We start from the raw sequence: 17,504 nt of genomic DNA on the forward strand, positions 1-17,504 counted from the left end.
GCGTACATGCTTCTGACACAGTGTACACCGGGAAAATAGGATATAATTTTGTTAAGGAAATTTTATAGAATGGGAGTTTCTTATGACACAAAATGAAGCGGGTATAAAACCTTTTATCCAATTGATTTTATCAACAAAAATTCCACGGCTGGCACTGACGTTTGGGCTTGTGGGGAGTATTCTGACCACGCTTGTCGGTCTGACGATTCCATTACTCACACGCGAGCTGGTGGATGGCTTTTCAGTTTCATTAAGCGGCTGGCTGGTTGCAGCGATTGCAATTGTTTTTATTGTACAGGCGCTGATTGATGGCGGTTCGACGTATCTGCTCGGGTATACCGGACAGGTGGTCGTGGCGCGTCTGCGGGAACAGATGTGGGAGAAAATGATCCGTCTGCCTGTCAGTTATTATGATCAGAAGGCGAGCGGAGAATCTGTGAGCCGTGTTGTCAATGACACGGGGATTGTAAAAGATCTGATTTCACAGCACTTCCCTCAGTTTATTACGGGGATTATCACGATCATTGGTGCCGTGATTATTCTTTTAGTAATGGACTGGCGGATGACACTTCTTATGCTGATCTCAGTGCCGGTCACTGTCGGGATTATGATTCCACTCGGCAGGCAGATGTCTAAGATTTCACGCGGACTGCAGGATGAGACAGCTGATTTTACAGGTAAGATCCAGCAGACGTTGAGTGAAATCAGGTTAATGAAAGCATCCAATGCAGAAACATTTGAAGCGGCAAAAGGAAAAGGCGGCATCCGGAACTTACTAATGTTCGGTCTGAAAGAGATGAGAATTTTTGCGATTGTCGGACCCCTGATTTATCTGGTAATGATGGCTGTGATTGTAGTGATTATCGGATATGGCGGGATTCGTGTCGCTGAAGGATCAATGACGACAGGTTCGCTGGTTGCATTCCTGCTGTATCTGTTTCAGATTGTCTTCCCGATTACGTCATTTGCGATGTTTTTTACACAGCTTCAAAAAGCAAAGGGTGCAACAGAACGGATTATTGGCATCATTGATCTCACGCCTGAGGACGGACGCAGCGGGGATGAGTTGGATATCAGCGGGATGCCGGTTCATGTCCGCAATGTTTCGTTTGCATATGAAGCAGGTGAGCCGATCCTCTCAAATGTGTCTTTTGACGCTGAGCCCGGTGAGATGGTCGCTTTTGCAGGACCGAGCGGCGGCGGAAAAACAACGATGTTTGGCCTGCTTGAACGCTTTTATGAGCCGTCAGACGGTGGCATTTTTATCGGCGGCACACCAGTAACGGACCTTTCAATGGATGCGTGGCGCAGTCAGATCGGCTATGTGTCACAGGATAGCCCAATGATGGCGGGGACGATCCGGGATAATTTAACGTATGGATTGAATGATGCTGATTCGATAGGTGATGAGCGGTTGTGGGAGGTTGCTGCAATGGCTTATGCTGAACCATTTATCAGAGAGTTTCCGGAAGGGCTCGATACTCAGGTTGGCGAGCGCGGTGTGAAGCTTTCAGGCGGTCAGCGTCAGCGGATTGCGATTGCAAGAGCCTTTCTGAGAGATCCGAAAATCCTGATGATGGATGAAGCCACTGCCAGTCTTGACAGTCAGTCTGAAGCGATTGTGCAGCAGGCACTCAGCAGGCTGATGGAAGGACGTACTACGTTTATTATTGCGCACCGGCTGTCGACGATTGTGGATGCTGATAAGATTATTTTTATTGAAAAAGGACGGATCACAGGGATCGGCACGCATCATCAGCTGATCCAGACGCATCCGCTTTACAGAGAGTTTGCGGAGCAGCAGCTGGCATAGAAAAAGGATGGCGATTGTGCCATCCTTTTTTAATCGTTGCACTGCGCTTCGGGCGGACGCGTTCCGGACGGCGGGCGCTGAGCCTCCTCAACGCTAAGCGTTTCCGGGGTCTCAGCTGTCCCGCTTTTCGTCCCGGAGTCGCCGCCCTCCGCTCCGTTCCACTATGATCGTTTTCACTCAAATGAAGCTGATATCATTTGCGCCACTATCGATCTTTTCAAATGCAGCAGTTCTTTAAACCCTGAATCATACTTATCCCAGCAGTCTCTTCGCTTCCATAAACCGCTGACCTGCTGTAAACAGCTCGACTGCAAAGAAGGCGAGCGTTGTCCATAAGACAATGGACGGTGCGAGCATCATGACGCTCAGGAAGATAAATCCTTCTGTCCGTTCTGCAAGTCCAGCCTGATAGCGGAATGATTTTACGCCGTTATTTTCAGAGACGCTGCCTACAGTCAGGAAGATCGTCATTGAAATCACAATTGACGCCATTAAAAGCAATGCAGCCCACATAATATCCGGATAGAGAAATGCTACGCCAAGGATGACGCTGATCTCGACAATCCGGTCAAAGGTGACGTCCATGACTGTGCCGAATGGTGAAGTTTTAGTGGCACGTGCCATTGAACCGTCTACTGCATCTAAAAACCCGGATAACCATAATACGATCACAGCGATCACAGGAAACCCAAGATAATAAATCAGACCTGAAGCTGAGCCGATGATAAAAGCGCCGATTGTGACCTGATTGGCTGTCCAGCCAAATGTCAGGAAGCGGTCAGCTGTTTTACGGATAGCCGGTTCGGCGTACTTTCTTCCATATGTATCAAGCAGTGTCTACACCCCCTACTCCTTTTTATCTTCTTTTTGGAGGCCGAGCCAGACGGCCATTCTTTTCCTGAATATAATCGGGATGGTAATGACCACCACGAAGAATGTCAATCCAAGGAGGATAACCCTCATATCCCCTTCTGCCAGACTTGATCCCAGAAAGATATAGCCAAATGTTCCGGGCAGAATTCCGATAATCGTCGCCAGCGTAAAGGCTTTGAGCTTTACATTTGCAAGACCGGCAGAATAGCTGACCAGATCGAAGTTTAACAGTGGCGCAAGCCTTAAAAGAAGAACATATAAAAATCCCTTCTCCTCCATTTTAGCGGTGACCAGCTGCACCCTGGGGTCCTGAATTTTCTTGATAAAGGAATGGTTAAATCTTCTGGCAATCAGATAAGCGACGATTGCACTGAGCACCGCGCCAATCATTGTATAGATAAACCCGAAAATCGCTCCAAAAGCAAGTCCCCCTGCAATCGAGAGGATAGAGGCAGGAAACAATATAATCGGCCTAAACGCGTATATGACGATAAACAGCAGCGGTCCCCACCAGCCGATGGACTGGATCCACTGCTGAATATCTGTTGGCGACACATTCAGATAGGTCCTGTTGAACCAGAACAGGAAGATAGCGATGAGACATACGCTTACTGCCGCTGTAATTGTTTTTCTTCTCATCCCCTCTCCCCTTTCTGATTCGTTTAAAACTCTTTAAAATACAGGATTTCATCCCGCGGGATTACAACGAACCCTTCCTTTTGTGACTGAACATCATCTGCCGGAATTGTAACGCGGCGGCCGGACCTGAGCTTCACGTGTGCGAATCTTCGGCCGAAGTTGTATGTTTCATTTACCCATTCTGCTGCAAAGCATTCCCCGGTCTCAGTTTTTTCTGCAGACCATGCTGCTTTTTCAGCGGGACAGTACCGCTTCTCATCCAGTACAATCACATCTGAATACAGGGAGGCTACGAGTGCATTGTGGGGCGTGTGATACAGCTCACCGGGAGATCCGATCTGCTGGATGCGCCCTTCTGCCATGACTGCCGTTCTGTCTCCGAGCAGCATGGCTTCTTCCTTATCATGCGTCACAAAAATAGATGTCATCTGCTCTTTTTTCAAAAATGTTCTGACCCATTCTCTTAACTCTTTTCTAAGACCCGGGTCAAGGCTTGAAAAGGGTTCATCAAGGAGAAGGAGCTTCGGCTTCAGCAGCATAGCCCGGACGAGTGCTGCCCGCTGCTGCTGTCCGCCGGAGAGTTCATGCGGATATTGATTGACCTGTTTTTCAAGTCCCACTTCTTTTAAATAGCTGCGCGCCATGTCATTGGCATGCTTTTTCCCATCCGTAATCTTTTTACCATAAGCCACATTTTCAAGCAGTGTCATATGCGGAAAAAGTAAAGCCTGCTGAAACACCATGCCGACCGGACGCTTTTTGACCGGCTGATGTAAAAGGTCAGCGCCTTCAAGCAAAGCCTCTCCATCTGAAAAGAAATCAAGACCTGCAATGCAGCGGAGAAGCGTTGACTTTCCTGTTCCGGATGGTCCAGCCAAAGAAAGAATCTCTCCTTTTTGCAGGGAAAATGAGAGATCTGAAAAAATGTCAGTTGTATCAAACTTCTTTGAAACGCGGTTAACCTGTAAATAGGGGAGACTCACAATACGCTCCTCCTTTTCATAAAAAATCTGCCTGCAAGCAGGGATGCAGCTGCTTCTGCGATGAGGATGGCTGCTGCAGGAATGAGTACAAATGCGATTGAAAATGCAGCCATGACGGTATCGTCAGCTGACTGGAGAAACGGATAGTAAATAATCGGCATTGTCAGTACACTGCCGCCTCCAATGATTGCAGTGAGCACGTATTGTCCTGCACTGATTGTCACTGCAAGAAAGATTGAACTGCGGATACTCGGAATCAGCATTGGCAGTTCAATTGTACGAAATGCGTGCCAGGCACCTGCCTTCAGCATCCTTCCCTGATTCAGCATATCCTGCGGGATCCGGTCGTATCCTGCCTTTAATACTTTAATGCTATAAGGGATTGTTGGAACAAGGTGGACAATTGTGACACCCAGCCAGGTGTTGGCTAGACCGAGGCGGATCATCGTGATATGAAGTCCGATTGCCGCTGCCATAATCGGAAGAAATAATGGGAGCATCAGGATGGCTTCAAGCGTATTTTTCAATGGAAAAGACCGGTGGGATAGCGCCTTTGCGATCGGTACGCCTGCTAACAGATTGATCAGTGCTACAGCAAGTGCGATCAGCAGTGTCATCCACATAGACTCAATCACCCTGCTGTCCTGAAAAACGACTTCCCATCCTCTGAGTGTCCAATTAAGAGTCACCCCTGAGCGCCAGGGTGTTGTGACACTTTTAAACAGCATTAAAAGGACCGGAAAAATAAAAAAGATCAGACAGCTGATATAAAAAAGATACTTTTTCATTGTCTCCTCCTAATAACGGTGACTGCTCTTTGACAGCAGCATTCTTCTTTTATTCATCAGGGCAAAGCCTGCGAGTGCGATTGTTCCAAAGATCAGCGCAACAAACATTAGTAATGCAAATGCCATCGCCCGTTCATCCTGTGAGGCGCTGTAAAACCATTCATAAGCAAGAACCGGTGTCATCTGCGGATATGAAACTCCGAGCAGACCCGGCACTTCGTATGCAGTGAAAACAAACGCGCTGATGATCAGCGCAGTTTCAAACATTACAGGCTTTATCCACGGCCATTCAATCGTTTTAAACCAGTCCGCTCCGCTGCCGCCAAGTACAGCATTTACTTCTTTGTACTGTTTTGGAAGCTGAAGGTACACAGGCAGCAGCATCAAGATCACAAAGGGAATTTCCTTCCAAACATACGTTATAAAAATCCCGACACCTGCCTGATCCTGAACGAGTATAGGAAATAATGTTCTGTCTTCAAGCAGGCCGGCCTGCACGAAAAAGGTTGAAATCAATCCACTCTGTCCAAGTAAAAGCAGCACAAAATATCCCCAGACAAAATGCGGAAAAAGCATCGGGATCCATACCATCCACTTTCCATTTCCATCAATCAGCTGATAAAAGGTTCTGACGATCAGCCAGCCTGCAATGAGTGAAACAAGCGTTGAACTGAGCGTGATGAGAATGCTATACAGCAAACTGTCAATCAGTTCACGGCGCTCAAAAAGTGCGCTGTAATAAGTCCAGGTAAAACCGTTTTCTCCTCTGCCGCTCTCCATAAATGCGAGCATCAGACTTCCTCCTGCAAGCAGCAAAAAAGCGCAAGCCGGAAGCAGCAGGAGGATCAGCCGGTTAGTCTGCCGCCACTTCATTACGCCACTCCGATTCAATCCACTCAACGTACCCCGCATCTATTTCAGAAATGTATGCGTCCGCAAGCACCTCTGCATCCAGCACCGTATTCCCGCGCTCAAGCTCTTCAAAGCCTGCACGCGCCTCATCACTCAGGCTGCCAAGATCGATCGGCGAGCTTTCTCCCCAATAATCAGGCTGTAACTTTTCAAGCTGAGCTTCAGGGCTTAAGAAAAAGTCGATCGCAGCCATTGCGGCTTCTTTGTTCGGGCTGTTATAAGGAATTGACAGGAAGTGCGTATTACCGATTGAACCTGGATCTTCAAGCACAAAAGATTCAGTTGTCTCAGGGAACACACCGTCACGCACAAGTGATTCTGCACGAGCTTCGTTATAGCCCATCGTCATCCACACCTCTCCCTGACTGTAAAGACGATCCAGTTCTTCAAGTGAAGCCGGATACGTTTCCCCGCCTCTCCACAGATCAGGTTCAATGTCATTCAAATAATCCCACATCGCAGCCGCCTGACCCTCTTCAAGCGGTGCATACGGCTCACCAAGGAGCTCATCAGCTTCCACTGCTTCTCCCAGCATCACATGTCTGATGAATGCATTTCCTGTAAAATCACTCGCTTCCGGATACGTAAATCTCCCCGGGTTCTCGCTGATCCATGTTTTCAGTTCATCCAACGTAGCAGGCGGATTGTCTATTTTGGAAGTATCATAGTTAAAGACGAATTGAACCTTCCCCCACGGTGCTTCATATCCTTCAGTAGCCGTCCCGAAATCAAATTCATAGTCTTCAGGCAGATAAAATTCCTGATAAGAAGGGATTTCATCAACGAATGGTCCGAATAGTAGATCGCCTTCCTGCGCCCGCTTGAAGTTTTCACCATTCATCCAGATCAGATCAATTGTTCCTTCATCCTGATCCGCTCTTTTTTCTGTTTCAAGCTTCTGAATGATTTCATTTGTATCAAGCGGTATGCGCTCAAGCGTAACATCATACTTCTCCTGCAATGCCAGAATCGCATAATCATCAATATAGCTGTTAATTCCGGGGTCACCGCCCCACATATAAAGACGGACTGTTTCACCCGCCGCAGTTTCAGTGATGTCCTCCCATGAGGATTCGGACAGGTTCAAATCTTCCTGTTCTGTTTCCTGCGCGCTGCAGCCTGCAAGCAGCAGCCCCGCTATAAAAATGGTGCTTTTTTTCATATAGATATTCACCCTGTTCTTTGTATAATCGTTACCCATCAATACAATAAATCCAAGTATCCCCCGCAGGCATATTTTATTCCTTTACCCTCAGTTGATCTGTTAGATGCCTTACAAATCATTTTTATTATTAAAATAAGCACTTGCCTGATGCAAGTGCCTGTGTGTTCAGATCGCCGCAGACCATTCCTTTGTTTTCCTGTCGTAGGAAAACACGGCTGACGGCTCTCTCTTATATTTCTTCTGCATATCTTCCTGCAGATCATCCATGTTAGCGTAATCACCGGCTACCCATACCGGCACTTCGACTTTTCCTTTATTTATGACGCCGTGCTGGAAAGAGATGACCACACCTTCTCTTAACAGATGTGAGATGGTCATGACGACTTCTTTTGAAATAGGTGGAAGCTGTTTTTCTTTTTTCCACTGAAGTAATTTCGGATTTTTACGTCCCGCCATTCTCTCCGGAATTACTTTTCCAATCATCAGAAAGAAGTCTGTCCAGTCTTTGTAATATGTACGGTTCAGCATCCCGTCTTCAGTCGATAAGTAAACAAAGCGGTTGTTTAACTTTTTATAAAACGGAATGTTCAGATGATATTTCATGTGTCCCATATATAAAAGCTCAGCCAGCTCCTGGGCACTCATCTCATCAACGCCTGCTTCATCCTCAAAATCAATCCAGCAGAATTCCCCGTAAGCCGGAATGTCTTCTTTAACCAGATCCTGAACTTCCTGCTCATGCACATATTCAAGATAGGTATGCATATTGAAAGAAGCCTGCTCAAACTTATGCTTCAAAAGGAGCAGATGATTGACCCTGTCTGATAATGCATGATAAAAGTCTTTCATATCAATTCCGCTGGACATTGCAAAGTCCTGAGCAGTATTCAGGTGTAGGTAAATCCAGCCCTGGTTTTTCACGTCTTCATCCCCTCACATCAGCCTCTTATTTTTCCATTGTATCAAATAGTTTGAAAAAGGAGAAAAAGAAACTTTTCCGGATACTCATACGTCTATTAATTGTGACAGGTGTGACAAAAGTATTGAAGCATTTTGATGCGTTGTGACTTCTAGTGAATTGTGAAACAGTGAATAATCTGATACGCTGAAAGCATTGTTTAAAAGAGGAAAAATTAGAATTCAGGTGAATAGATTGAATACAAATAAACATTTTTCAGACAGAATAGACTGGACACTTGCATCACTGCTGATCTTATTCATGATTGCAAGTGTGCTGGCGATTTCTTCAGCTCAGACGACGGGACAATATGCTGCCATTGGTACGAACTTTGCAATCAGACAAGGGATGATTTATCTGGTTGGGTTCGTCCTGATCGGTATGATGATGTATTTTGATATGGATCAGTACCGGAAAATGGCATGGTTTTTATATGGTTTCGGGATTGTGCTGTTAGTAGGACTGCTTGTATTGCCGGAGAGCCTGGTTCCATATATTAATGGCGCTTACAGCTGGTATAACTTCCCGGTCATTGGTACACTTCAGCCTTCTGAATTTATGAAGACCTTTACGATTATCGTGCTGGCAAGAGTTGTAGCAGGTCATAATGAGTCTTTTGTGAATCGGGATTTAAAAAGTGATCTATGGCTGCTCGCGAAAATCGGTTTAGTTTCAGGAATTCCATTTATACTGATCAATGAACAGCCTGACCTTGGTACGATGCTTGTATTCATTGCCATCACAGTGGGGATTATTCTTGTATCAGGTATTACGTGGAAGCTGCTGCTGCCTACATTTACATCAGTTGCAGTGATCGCTTCTTCTGCGATCTACCTTGTTCTATTCAGACAGGACATCATGGAGCGTTTCTTTGAAGATTATCAGCTGCGCCGGATTTATTCATGGCTAGATCCTTACAGTTATGCGTCAGGAGATGCCTATCAGCTGACCACTGCCATGAGTGCGATTGGTTCAGGGGAAATTTTCGGAAAAGGCTATCAGGATCGCCAGGTATATGTGCCGGATAACCATACTGACTTTATCTTTGCTGTTGTCGGTGAAGAATACGGATTTATCGGCGCCAGTGTAGTGGTCAGCTTGTTCTTCCTGTTGATCTATCATTTAACGAAAGTGGCACTTGAGACAAAGAGCCAGTTCAATGTGTATGTATGTGCAGGCGTGATCAGTATGATTACATTCCACGTGTTCCAGAATATCGGAATGACGATTCAGCTGCTGCCGATTACCGGTATACCACTGCCGCTGATCAGCTACGGGGGAAGTTCACTGATCGGGACACTATTTGCACTCGGACTGCTGTTCTCAATGAAATTCCACCACCGTACGTATATGTTCTCAAATGAAGATGACGATTAAAAAAACGTGTTAAAAGCTGAGTGCTTTTAACACGTTTTTTGTTATTCCTCTGCACCTTCAGGCTTAGGTACGATCACTGATATGTGCTTTTTGAGCACTGCGATTTCATCGTATTGACCCTTATAATGCTCCCCGTCAAGGTCGATCGTTTTTTCTTCATCCAGAACCACTTTACATCTGGAGGTTTTATACTGGGTAATCGTCGTTTCATCTTCTTCCCAGTCCACAGAAGTTTTTGCGGTAAAAATCTCTTTTAATAATGTAAAGCCCGCTTCTTTAACGACAATCACATTCAGCAGACCGTCATCCATCTGAATGGACTCCATCGGAAACTCCGTGGCACCGATTGATTTCCCATTCATGAACAGCAGCATGACACCCTCTTCTTCAACGACCCGGTCATCAAGCTCAAGCTTAAAAGGAAATGTATCCTGTTCAGATAGCGTTCTAAGCGCACTCATATAATAGCTGAAACGCCCGAACATGCCTTTAGATGTTTCATCTATACTTTCGGAAGCATTTGCAATCAGTCCGGTTCCCCAGAAGTTGCTGAAATAACGGCGATCTGTCGCAACAAGATCCACCTCTTTTTCTATTCCGCTAAATGCAATCAGCTCAGCAGCCTGCTTCAGGTTCAACGGAATATTCAGCGATCTGGCAAAGTCGTTGCAGGTACCCGCCGGCAGGATGGCAAGAACCGGTCTTTTATCAAGTGGTGCAAGGCCGTTAATTGATTCATGGACAGTCCCGTCACCACCCATCACAATGACCAGTTCAACCTCTTCTCCGTGCTGCCGGCAAAAATGTTCAGCATCTCCCGGCTTTTGCGTCTGATATAAAAACAGCTTGGGAATTTTTGAAGCCAGGATCGGTGCGGTCTGACTCAGTATTTTCTCTGCATCCCGCTGCCCTGCATTACCGTTGTAGATGAGCATTGCTTTTTGAAACATTTCTGCACCTCCCCTGCCTTTCTTATTTAATATGTATATTCCCACAATTTGTGCAAAAAATCCTCAAATAAAAAAAGGTCCTCTATCAATGAGCACCTTTTACCGTTCAGCTGATCATGTACCTGAGACCTGATGGGGTTCCTTAACAGCTTCCAGTATTTCAAGACGTGATTTTGTAGTGGTGATCTTTACGCCTACTTCAGTCATTTTTGTCATCAATTCCTTGATGCCTTCCCTGTTTCTTGACATGTGTGAGCACCTCTCCCGCAATATAGTCTGTATGGTTAAATATACGATTGAACTTTTCGTAAGGTTTCAGTACATTTAAATTTTTTTCGTCACTAAATAAGTTTCATTACGATTATCATACCACCTGAACAGATAGATTAACCTTAAAAATCAAAAAAATTAATGAAATCAACATATTTTTCAGAATGGATGAGTTTGTGCATAAACATCCATTTAGGTGAAATAATAATGGCGTACAAAATATGGAGGTGGAACAAATGAATATCAGAGAAGTCATGACAGATGAGATTGTTACATGCAGGATGAATGATACGGTTGAGACTGCAGCCGGCCTGATGAAGCAATACAATATCGGCGTCCTCCCGGTGCTTGATGAAAACGGCACTCCGGCAGGTATGGTAACCGACCGCGACATCGTCATTCGCGGGGTTGCTGAGCATAAAAACCAGACAGTAGACCAGGTAATGACACATGAATTAATTCATGTCACACCTGAGACAACAACTGAGCACGCAGCTGATTTGATGGCGTCCGCTCAGGTGCGCCGTCTGCCTGTCATCGAAAACGGTCAGGTCATCGGACTTGTGTCACTTGGAGACTTAGCTGTGAATCCGCAGTCAGATGATAAAGCCGGCGACACGCTGAGCGATATTTCACAGCCTTAATTCATTTGTATGGAAGTCAGATGTGATATGAAGGCAGTCAAACGGGGTGGCACTGCACTCAAACGAGATAGCGCTGCACTCAAACACCCAATACACAGCTTTCCCCAATCCTACTGACACCAAAAAAGCCTTTCAGCTCAACTCAAGCTGAAAGGCTTTTCTTATTTTTAAAGCTTTACTCTCTGGAGACGCAGTGCGTTTAGCACAACTGAAACAGAACTGAATGCCATCGCTGCACCTGCTACCCACGGGGCAAGCAGTCCGACGGCTGCGATTGGTATGCCGAGTGTGTTATAGCCGAACGCCCAGAACAGATTCTGACGGATATTTTTCATCGTTTTGCGGCTCATCATGACGGCATCTGCAATGCTGTTCAGATCGCCACGGATTAATGTGATATCTGCCGCTTCCATCGCGACATCCGTTCCTGTACCGATTGCAAGTCCTGTGTCTGCCGTAGCAAGTGCCGGTGCGTCGTTAATGCCGTCACCGACCATTGCGACAATACGTCCTTTGTCCTGAAGCTTTTTAATCTCATTTGCTTTTTCATCAGGCAGCACCTCCGAAATGACCTGGTCAATGCCTGCTTCATGTGCAATGGCGCGTGCTGTACGCTCATTGTCACCTGTCATCATAATGACATCAAGGCCCATTTCCTTCAGGCGGCTGACTGCTTCTTTTGATGTTTCCTTAATCGTGTCAGCGACCGCTACGATGCCGGCGATTTCACCATCTACAGCGATCAGCATCGCTGTACGCCCATTTTCCTCAAGCGACAGCATTTGCTCTTCTACTGCTGCAACTTCAATGTTCTCCTGCATCATCAGTTTTCTGGTTCCGGCCAGTACATTTCGTTCATCCACATTTGCACGAATACCAAAACCTGATACTGCTTCAAAATCAGCTGCCTCTGATACAGGAATATTTCGTTCCCGGACGCCGGTTACAATTGCCTTTGCCAAAGGATGTTCAGATCCCGCTTCAGCTGCGCCTGCAAATGACAACAGCTCTTCTTCAGACCAGTCATTTAAAGGAATCACGTCGGTTAGGACAGGCTCACCCTTTGTTACTGTGCCGGTTTTATCAAGCACAACTGTGTCGATTCCCTGCGCTGCTTCGAGGTGTTCGCCACCTTTAAACAGAATGCCCGCTTCTGCCGCACGACCTGATCCTGCCATGATAGAGACAGGTGTCGCAAGGCCAAGCGCACAGGGACATGCGATAACCAGAACTGAGATCGTGGCTTCAAGAGCCGGTGCCACTTCACCAGGTGAAACGAGTGTGATCCATACGATAAAGGTAATGATCGCGATCCCTACAACGATCGGAACAAAAATTCCTGAGATCCGGTCTGCCTGGCGCTGGATTGGTGCTTTGGAGCCCTGCGCCTGCTCAACAACACGGATAATCTGTGCAAGGGCAGTGTCTTTTCCTACCTTTACAGCCTCCACTTTCAAAAACCCCTGCTGGTTGATTGTTGAACCGATGACAGAATCACCTGCTGTTTTATCAACAGGAACACTTTCCCCTGTAATCATAGATTCATTTACAGCGGACTGGCCTTCCCGGATCACACCGTCTACCGGAATTTTTTCGCCGGGACGCACTGCAAGTATATCTCCAGCTTTGACCTGCTCAAGCGGGATTTCAACCTCTTCGCCGTCACGGATGACAAAAGCGGTTTTTGCCTGCAGTCCCATCAGCTTTTTAATCGCTTCAGATGAGCGGCCTTTCGCTTTTGCTTCAAATAGTTTACCGAGGACGATCAGTGTAATCAGTACGGCACTCGTTTCAAAATAGAGTCCCATCATATGCCCCGGCATGGACAGACTTTGAATAGCAAGGTACACACTGTAGAAATAAGCTGCTGATGTACCGAGGGCAACGAGCACATCCATATTCGCACTGCCATTTCTCAGCGCTTTATAGGCACCTGTATAAAATGGACCCCCGACGATAAACTGAACCGGTGTGGCAAGCGCCATCTGAATCCATGGATTCATCAGAATATCCGGCACATACATCCACTCAGTGAATGAGAAGTGTCCGACCATCGTCCACAGCAGCGGCACTGCAAAAATCAGGGAGAATAGGAACCGTTTTTGCTGACGCTTAATCTCTGTCTGGCGGTGATCCTCTTCCGGTGCACGGTCTTCTTTACGTGTGGCACCGTATCCGATTTTCTCTACTCTTGCGATAATATCTTCTGCTGACAGAACACCTTCAGTATATTCAACGGTTGCCTGTTCGAGCGCAAGGTTCACGGTTGCGCTCTTTACCCCTTCAAGACGGTTCAGACCTTTTTCAACACGTGCCGAGCAGGCTGCACAGGTCATGCCTGTAATATCGAATTCCTCTTTTTTGACTGATACACCGTAGCCAAGACTTGAAACTTTATCCTGGATGTCATTCAGCGTCAGTTTTTCAGGATCATAGGAAACGGTCGCACGTTCTAAAGCAAGGTTGACGTTTGCTTTTTCCATTCCTTCCATTCTGTTTAATCCTTTTTCTACTCTTGTTGAGCATGCTGCGCAGGTCATGCCTGTAATGTTTAATTCTTTCTCTGCCACAGTACACCCTCCTCTCATACCTATATGGGGTATATAATTTTCTTAAGAAAATGCGCAGAGTGACTGCGCATTTTTATTTATTTTACGTCGTAGCCCTGATCTTCGATAACATCTTTAATCTGGTCAACAGTCACAGATGACTCCTGATAATTTACGTCTACTGTTCCCTGATCAAGGTGAACTTTTACTGAATCTACCCCGCTCATTTCGCCAACGTTAGATTCAACTGCCTTTACGCAATGCTGACATGACATTCCTTCTACATTCAATGTTACTTGAGACATACTGTATTCCTCCTGTAAATGGTTTATTTTTTCATTAATCTTTTCATTGTAACAAGCAGTTCATCGACAACCTCGAGGTCGCCCTCCTGAATACGGTCCACGATGCAGCTTTTCATGTGTCCTTCAAGAAGCAGTTTTGATACGCTGTTCAGTGCAGACTGAGTTGCTGCGATCTGGGTAATCACATCATCACAATACGTATCTTTTTCAATCATTCCTTTAATTCCGCGAACCTGACCTTCAATCCTGTTCAAACGGGTCTGAAGGTTTTTCTTCATATCCTCTGAGTGGTGACTTTTACGCTCATTGCCGCAATGTGTATGCTCATTCAGTTCAGTCGCTTCCAAACACATTCCCTCCCTGCACTGCATTCTATATTTCTTATATTAACATACCCCTATAAGGTATTCAACATAAAAAGTCTGAATGCTCTTTTTCTTCTATAACAAAAGTATCCTATCATGTATGACATTTCAATACTTTAACGCAGATATCATTCAAATAATTGTAAATATTGTGAATCGGCATGATGAAACTTTTATTCTATTCATTCGTTATTAGAGATTATCACTTATTATGCGTATAATGTAGGAAAGAAGAATTTATCAGATAGGCAGGGGATGAATATGGACTTAAATTCCTTTGATTGGATCTCCATATTTGTAGGATTTGTATTTGTATTGAACTTTATTTTTGCCGGGATTCTGATCTTCCTGGAAAGAAAAGATGCCAGTGCGACCTGGGCATGGCTGATGGTTCTGTTCTTTATCCCCATCGCAGGGTTCGCTTTATACCTGCTGTTTGGACGAAGTCTCAGGAAAAAACATCTGTTCAACTGGGAAGGCAGAAAGCGTGTTGGTATTGAACAGCTGATCCGTTATCAGATTGATGCAATACACGAACGGAAATTCCATTTTAAATCAGAGGAAACTGAAAAGATGAAGGACCTGATTTATATGCAGCTGGTGAATAATGCGGCTGTTCTGACCCAGGATAATCAGGTTGACATTTTAGTAGATGGCAGGGAAAAATTTAAGGTGCTTTTTGAAGATATTGAAGACGCAAAGGATCATATTCATATCCAGACGTATATTCTGAGACGTGATAATCTCGGACGCGAGCTTTACAAACTGCTTGTTAAAAAAGCGAAGCAGGGTGTGAAAGTCAGGGTGCTCTATGATGATATGGGGTCACGTGGTCTGACGAAGCGTTACTTCCGAGAGTTGCGTGCTGCAGGGGGTGAGGTAGAAGCATTCTTCCCTTCTAAGGTACCTGTTATTAACCCACGGTTGAACTACCGTAACCACCGTAAAATCTCTATTATAGATGGGCGCGTAGGGTATATTGGCGGTTTTAATATCGGGGATGAATACCTTGGCCTTGATGCACGGTTTGGTTATTGGCGTGATACACACTTAAGAATTGAAGGAAGTGCCCTTCACCCGCTTCAAACGCGATTTATCCTGGATTGGAATCAGGCATCACACCGCTATGATATCGAATATTCTGATGTATACTTCCCACCGATTCCACAAAAAGGTGACGTCGCGATGCAGATTGTCTCAAGCGGTCCGGACTCTGACTGGGAACAGATTAAGACCGGTTATCTGAAGCTGATCAATAATGCGGATAAATACGTGTATATCCAGACACCATATTTTATTCCGGATGTGAGCTTGCTTGATGCATTGAAGGTTGCTGCGCTTTCCGGAATTGACGTCAGAATTATGATCCCAAATAAGCCTGATCATATGTTTGTCTATTGGGCTACCTACTCTCACGTTGGTGAGCTGATGAAAGCGGGCGCCAGGATCTATATTTATGAAAAAGGCTTTATCCATGCAAAAACGCTTGTCACTGATGATGAAGCAGCTTCAGTCGGAACCGCGAACATTGACCTTCGCAGCTTCAGTCTGAACTTTGAAGTAAATGCATTCCTGTATCACCAGGAGACTGCCACTTCACTTGCGATGATTTTTGAAGAGGATATGAAGGATTGCACAGAATTGACGCCTGAGCTTTATCAGGAGCGCTCGAATCTGATTAAGTTTAAGGAGTCTATATCAAGACTGCTGTCACCGATTTTATAAAGCAAAAGAGCTGATTCCCTTTGAAGGAGTCAGCTCTTTTTTCAGTAAAACATGATGAAATCGAAAGTCAGGTTAAGGAAAAATAACGTATGCAAAGCCGTGAAGATATATCCAGCACGAGAAATACGATTCATTTTTTCCACCCCCGTGAATAGTTAATCCCATTATATCACGTTTTCAGAAAAATCAATTAATTTTTATTCAGCAGTTTTCGCTCTCTTTCTTCTGTGAGTCCGGCCTGCCATTCATGGTTTTTCCGCTCATTCAGCCAAAGAAGTGTATCACTGATCGTTTCTTCAAGCGGTCTGAATGTCAAACCTTTGCTGATGGCTTTTGAAGCATCTGCAAGGAGAAAACCATCCGGGTGATGCTCAGAAACAGGCAGCCAGAATGGAACTTCCACAAATGGACCAGCTTCATGTTCTGTCAGTACTTCATCACTTACCCACTGGTACCTCACATCAGAATTGGCGACCTTTTTTGCAGTTTCAAGATATTTTTCCATTGTCGGAAGCGGATCACCACCGGCAGCATTAAATGTTCCGGATTTTTTGTTTTCTATCATCTGAATTGTCCATTCACTTAAGTCCCTGACATCAATCCACTGAACTTTCCGCTCAGGCTTCCCAGGAGCCAGTGCTTCCCCGCCCTTTTGAGCCCGCCATACCCAATAAGTAAAGCGGTCTGTCGGATCATGCGGTCCCACGATTAGACCTGGTCTGATAATCAGTGACCGGTCTCCATACTGTTCTTTTACGACTTCTTCACACTGCTGCTTTAACGGACCATATGTTGCACCGTTGACTTCTTCTGTGTCTTCTTTCAGTTCGGCAAGCTTCGTGACTCCTTCCACTGCCGGACCGTTCGTATAATCTTCATAGACAGAGATGGTTGAGATCAGCGTGTAATGATTTACCCTGCCTCTTAACAATTCTGCCGTTTTTCTGACCTGGGAAGGTGTATAGCCTGAGACATCAATAACAGCATCCCATGTACCATTTTTAAGAGCAGACAGATCCCCATTCCTGTCTCCAGTCAGCTTTTCAGCATCCGGGAACAATGATGTATTTGTCTGTCCGCGGTTAAATAACGTTACCTCATGTCCTTTATTGACTGCGCTCTCTGCAATGTGTCTGCCAAGAAATTTTGTTCCGCCTAATATTAATAGTTTCATATTGTTATACTCTC

17 protein-coding genes are annotated in these 17,504 nt (G+C 45.5%); 4 read left to right on the forward strand and 13 right to left on the reverse strand.

From position 1 onward, the window contains the following. Positions 1 to 82 precede the first annotated feature (82 nt). Positions 83 to 1,813, forward strand: a complete 1,731-nt coding sequence (locus tag UFB30_RS13060; RefSeq protein WP_322422136.1) for an ABC transporter ATP-binding protein — start codon at positions 83 to 85, stop codon at positions 1,811 to 1,813. A gap of 252 nt (positions 1,814 to 2,065) precedes the next feature. Here UFB30_RS13060 and UFB30_RS13065 read toward each other — a convergent pair whose 3' ends face one another. From UFB30_RS13065 to UFB30_RS13095, 7 genes are all read right to left on the reverse strand, one after another. Next, positions 2,066 to 2,647, reverse strand: coding sequence for a CDP-alcohol phosphatidyltransferase family protein (locus UFB30_RS13065; RefSeq protein WP_322422322.1), 582 nt, complete (start codon positions 2,645 to 2,647; stop codon positions 2,066 to 2,068). Between the two features lie 12 nt (positions 2,648 to 2,659). Continuing rightward, positions 2,660 to 3,325 carry a TVP38/TMEM64 family protein gene (locus UFB30_RS13070; RefSeq protein WP_322422137.1) on the reverse strand — a complete coding sequence of 222 codons (666 nt, stop codon included), beginning with the start codon at positions 3,323 to 3,325 and terminating at the stop codon, positions 2,660 to 2,662. A 23-nt stretch (positions 3,326 to 3,348) separates the two neighbouring features. Next, complete coding sequence (locus UFB30_RS13075; RefSeq protein WP_322422138.1) at positions 3,349 to 4,308, reverse strand: ABC transporter ATP-binding protein; 960 nt, start codon at positions 4,306 to 4,308, stop codon at positions 3,349 to 3,351. After that, positions 4,305 to 5,096: an ABC transporter permease gene (locus UFB30_RS13080; protein ID WP_322422139.1), complete on the reverse strand. Its 792-nt coding sequence runs from the start codon at positions 5,094 to 5,096 to the stop codon at positions 4,305 to 4,307. Before UFB30_RS13080 ends, UFB30_RS13075 begins: the two co-directional genes overlap by 4 nt. Positions 5,097 to 5,105: 9 nt before the next feature. Next, the gene (locus UFB30_RS13085; RefSeq protein WP_322422140.1) at positions 5,106 to 5,969 is read right to left on the reverse strand and encodes an ABC transporter permease; all 864 of its coding nucleotides are present in this window, start codon (positions 5,967 to 5,969) and stop codon (positions 5,106 to 5,108) included. Continuing rightward, on the reverse strand, positions 5,950 to 7,209 hold the full coding sequence (locus UFB30_RS13090) for an ABC transporter substrate-binding protein (RefSeq protein ID WP_322422141.1): 1,260 nt from the start codon (positions 7,207 to 7,209) through the stop codon (positions 5,950 to 5,952). The genes UFB30_RS13085 and UFB30_RS13090 overlap by 20 nt, the downstream gene beginning before the upstream one ends. Before the next feature lie 129 nt (positions 7,210 to 7,338). After that, on the reverse strand, positions 7,339 to 8,094 hold the full coding sequence (locus tag UFB30_RS13095) for a hypothetical protein (protein ID WP_322422142.1): 756 nt from the start codon (positions 8,092 to 8,094) through the stop codon (positions 7,339 to 7,341). Between the two features lie 232 nt (positions 8,095 to 8,326). On the opposite strand from UFB30_RS13095, the gene UFB30_RS13100 reads away from it, so the two are divergent. Continuing rightward, on the forward strand, positions 8,327 to 9,508 hold the full coding sequence (locus UFB30_RS13100; protein ID WP_322422143.1) for an FtsW/RodA/SpoVE family cell cycle protein: 1,182 nt from the start codon (positions 8,327 to 8,329) through the stop codon (positions 9,506 to 9,508). 41 nt (positions 9,509 to 9,549) lie between these two features. Here the strand turns inward: UFB30_RS13100 and UFB30_RS13105 are convergent, their stop codons facing one another. Further along, positions 9,550 to 10,458 carry a diacylglycerol/lipid kinase family protein gene (locus UFB30_RS13105; protein ID WP_322422144.1) on the reverse strand — a complete coding sequence of 303 codons (909 nt, stop codon included), beginning with the start codon at positions 10,456 to 10,458 and terminating at the stop codon, positions 9,550 to 9,552. Positions 10,459 to 10,572: 114 nt separating this feature from the next. Next, positions 10,573 to 10,707 carry an Lmo0850 family protein gene (locus tag UFB30_RS13110; RefSeq protein ID WP_248782141.1) on the reverse strand — a complete coding sequence of 45 codons (135 nt, stop codon included), beginning with the start codon at positions 10,705 to 10,707 and terminating at the stop codon, positions 10,573 to 10,575. Positions 10,708 to 10,964: 257 nt separating this feature from the next. Here UFB30_RS13110 and UFB30_RS13115 point away from each other — a divergent pair, with 257 nt between their 5' ends. Further along, positions 10,965 to 11,372 (forward strand): CBS domain-containing protein, encoded by a 408-nt coding sequence (locus UFB30_RS13115; protein ID WP_322422145.1) that lies wholly within the window; start codon positions 10,965 to 10,967, stop codon positions 11,370 to 11,372. A gap of 167 nt (positions 11,373 to 11,539) precedes the next feature. Here the strand turns inward: UFB30_RS13115 and UFB30_RS13120 are convergent, their stop codons facing one another. Genes UFB30_RS13120 through UFB30_RS13130 form a run of 3 tightly spaced genes read right to left on the reverse strand, consistent with a single transcriptional unit; the run spans position 11,540 to position 14,573 of the window. Further along, a complete protein-coding gene (locus UFB30_RS13120; RefSeq protein ID WP_322422146.1) occupies positions 11,540 to 13,960 on the reverse strand; it encodes a heavy metal translocating P-type ATPase in 2,421 nt (806 codons plus the stop codon). A 59-nt stretch (positions 13,961 to 14,019) separates the two neighbouring features. Further along, a complete protein-coding gene (gene copZ, locus UFB30_RS13125) occupies positions 14,020 to 14,226 on the reverse strand; it encodes a copper chaperone CopZ (protein WP_322422147.1) in 207 nt (68 codons plus the stop codon). 23 nt (positions 14,227 to 14,249) lie between these two features. Next, positions 14,250 to 14,573, reverse strand: coding sequence for a metal-sensitive transcriptional regulator (locus UFB30_RS13130; RefSeq protein WP_322422148.1), 324 nt, complete (start codon positions 14,571 to 14,573; stop codon positions 14,250 to 14,252). Between the two features lie 273 nt (positions 14,574 to 14,846). Between UFB30_RS13130 and cls the strand changes: the two genes are divergently transcribed. Beyond that, on the forward strand, positions 14,847 to 16,316 hold the full coding sequence (cls, locus tag UFB30_RS13135; protein ID WP_322422149.1) for a cardiolipin synthase: 1,470 nt from the start codon (positions 14,847 to 14,849) through the stop codon (positions 16,314 to 16,316). 190 nt (positions 16,317 to 16,506) lie between these two features. On the opposite strand, the gene UFB30_RS13140 is transcribed toward cls, so the two are convergent. Next, positions 16,507 to 17,490: an NAD-dependent epimerase/dehydratase family protein gene (locus UFB30_RS13140; RefSeq protein ID WP_322422150.1), complete on the reverse strand. Its 984-nt coding sequence runs from the start codon at positions 17,488 to 17,490 to the stop codon at positions 16,507 to 16,509. Between the last annotated feature and the right edge of the window lie 14 nt (positions 17,491 to 17,504).

The sequence above is a fragment of the Jeotgalibacillus haloalkalitolerans genome (assembly GCF_034427455.1).
Taxonomy (GTDB): domain Bacteria; phylum Bacillota; class Bacilli; order Bacillales; family Jeotgalibacillaceae; genus Jeotgalibacillus; species Jeotgalibacillus haloalkalitolerans.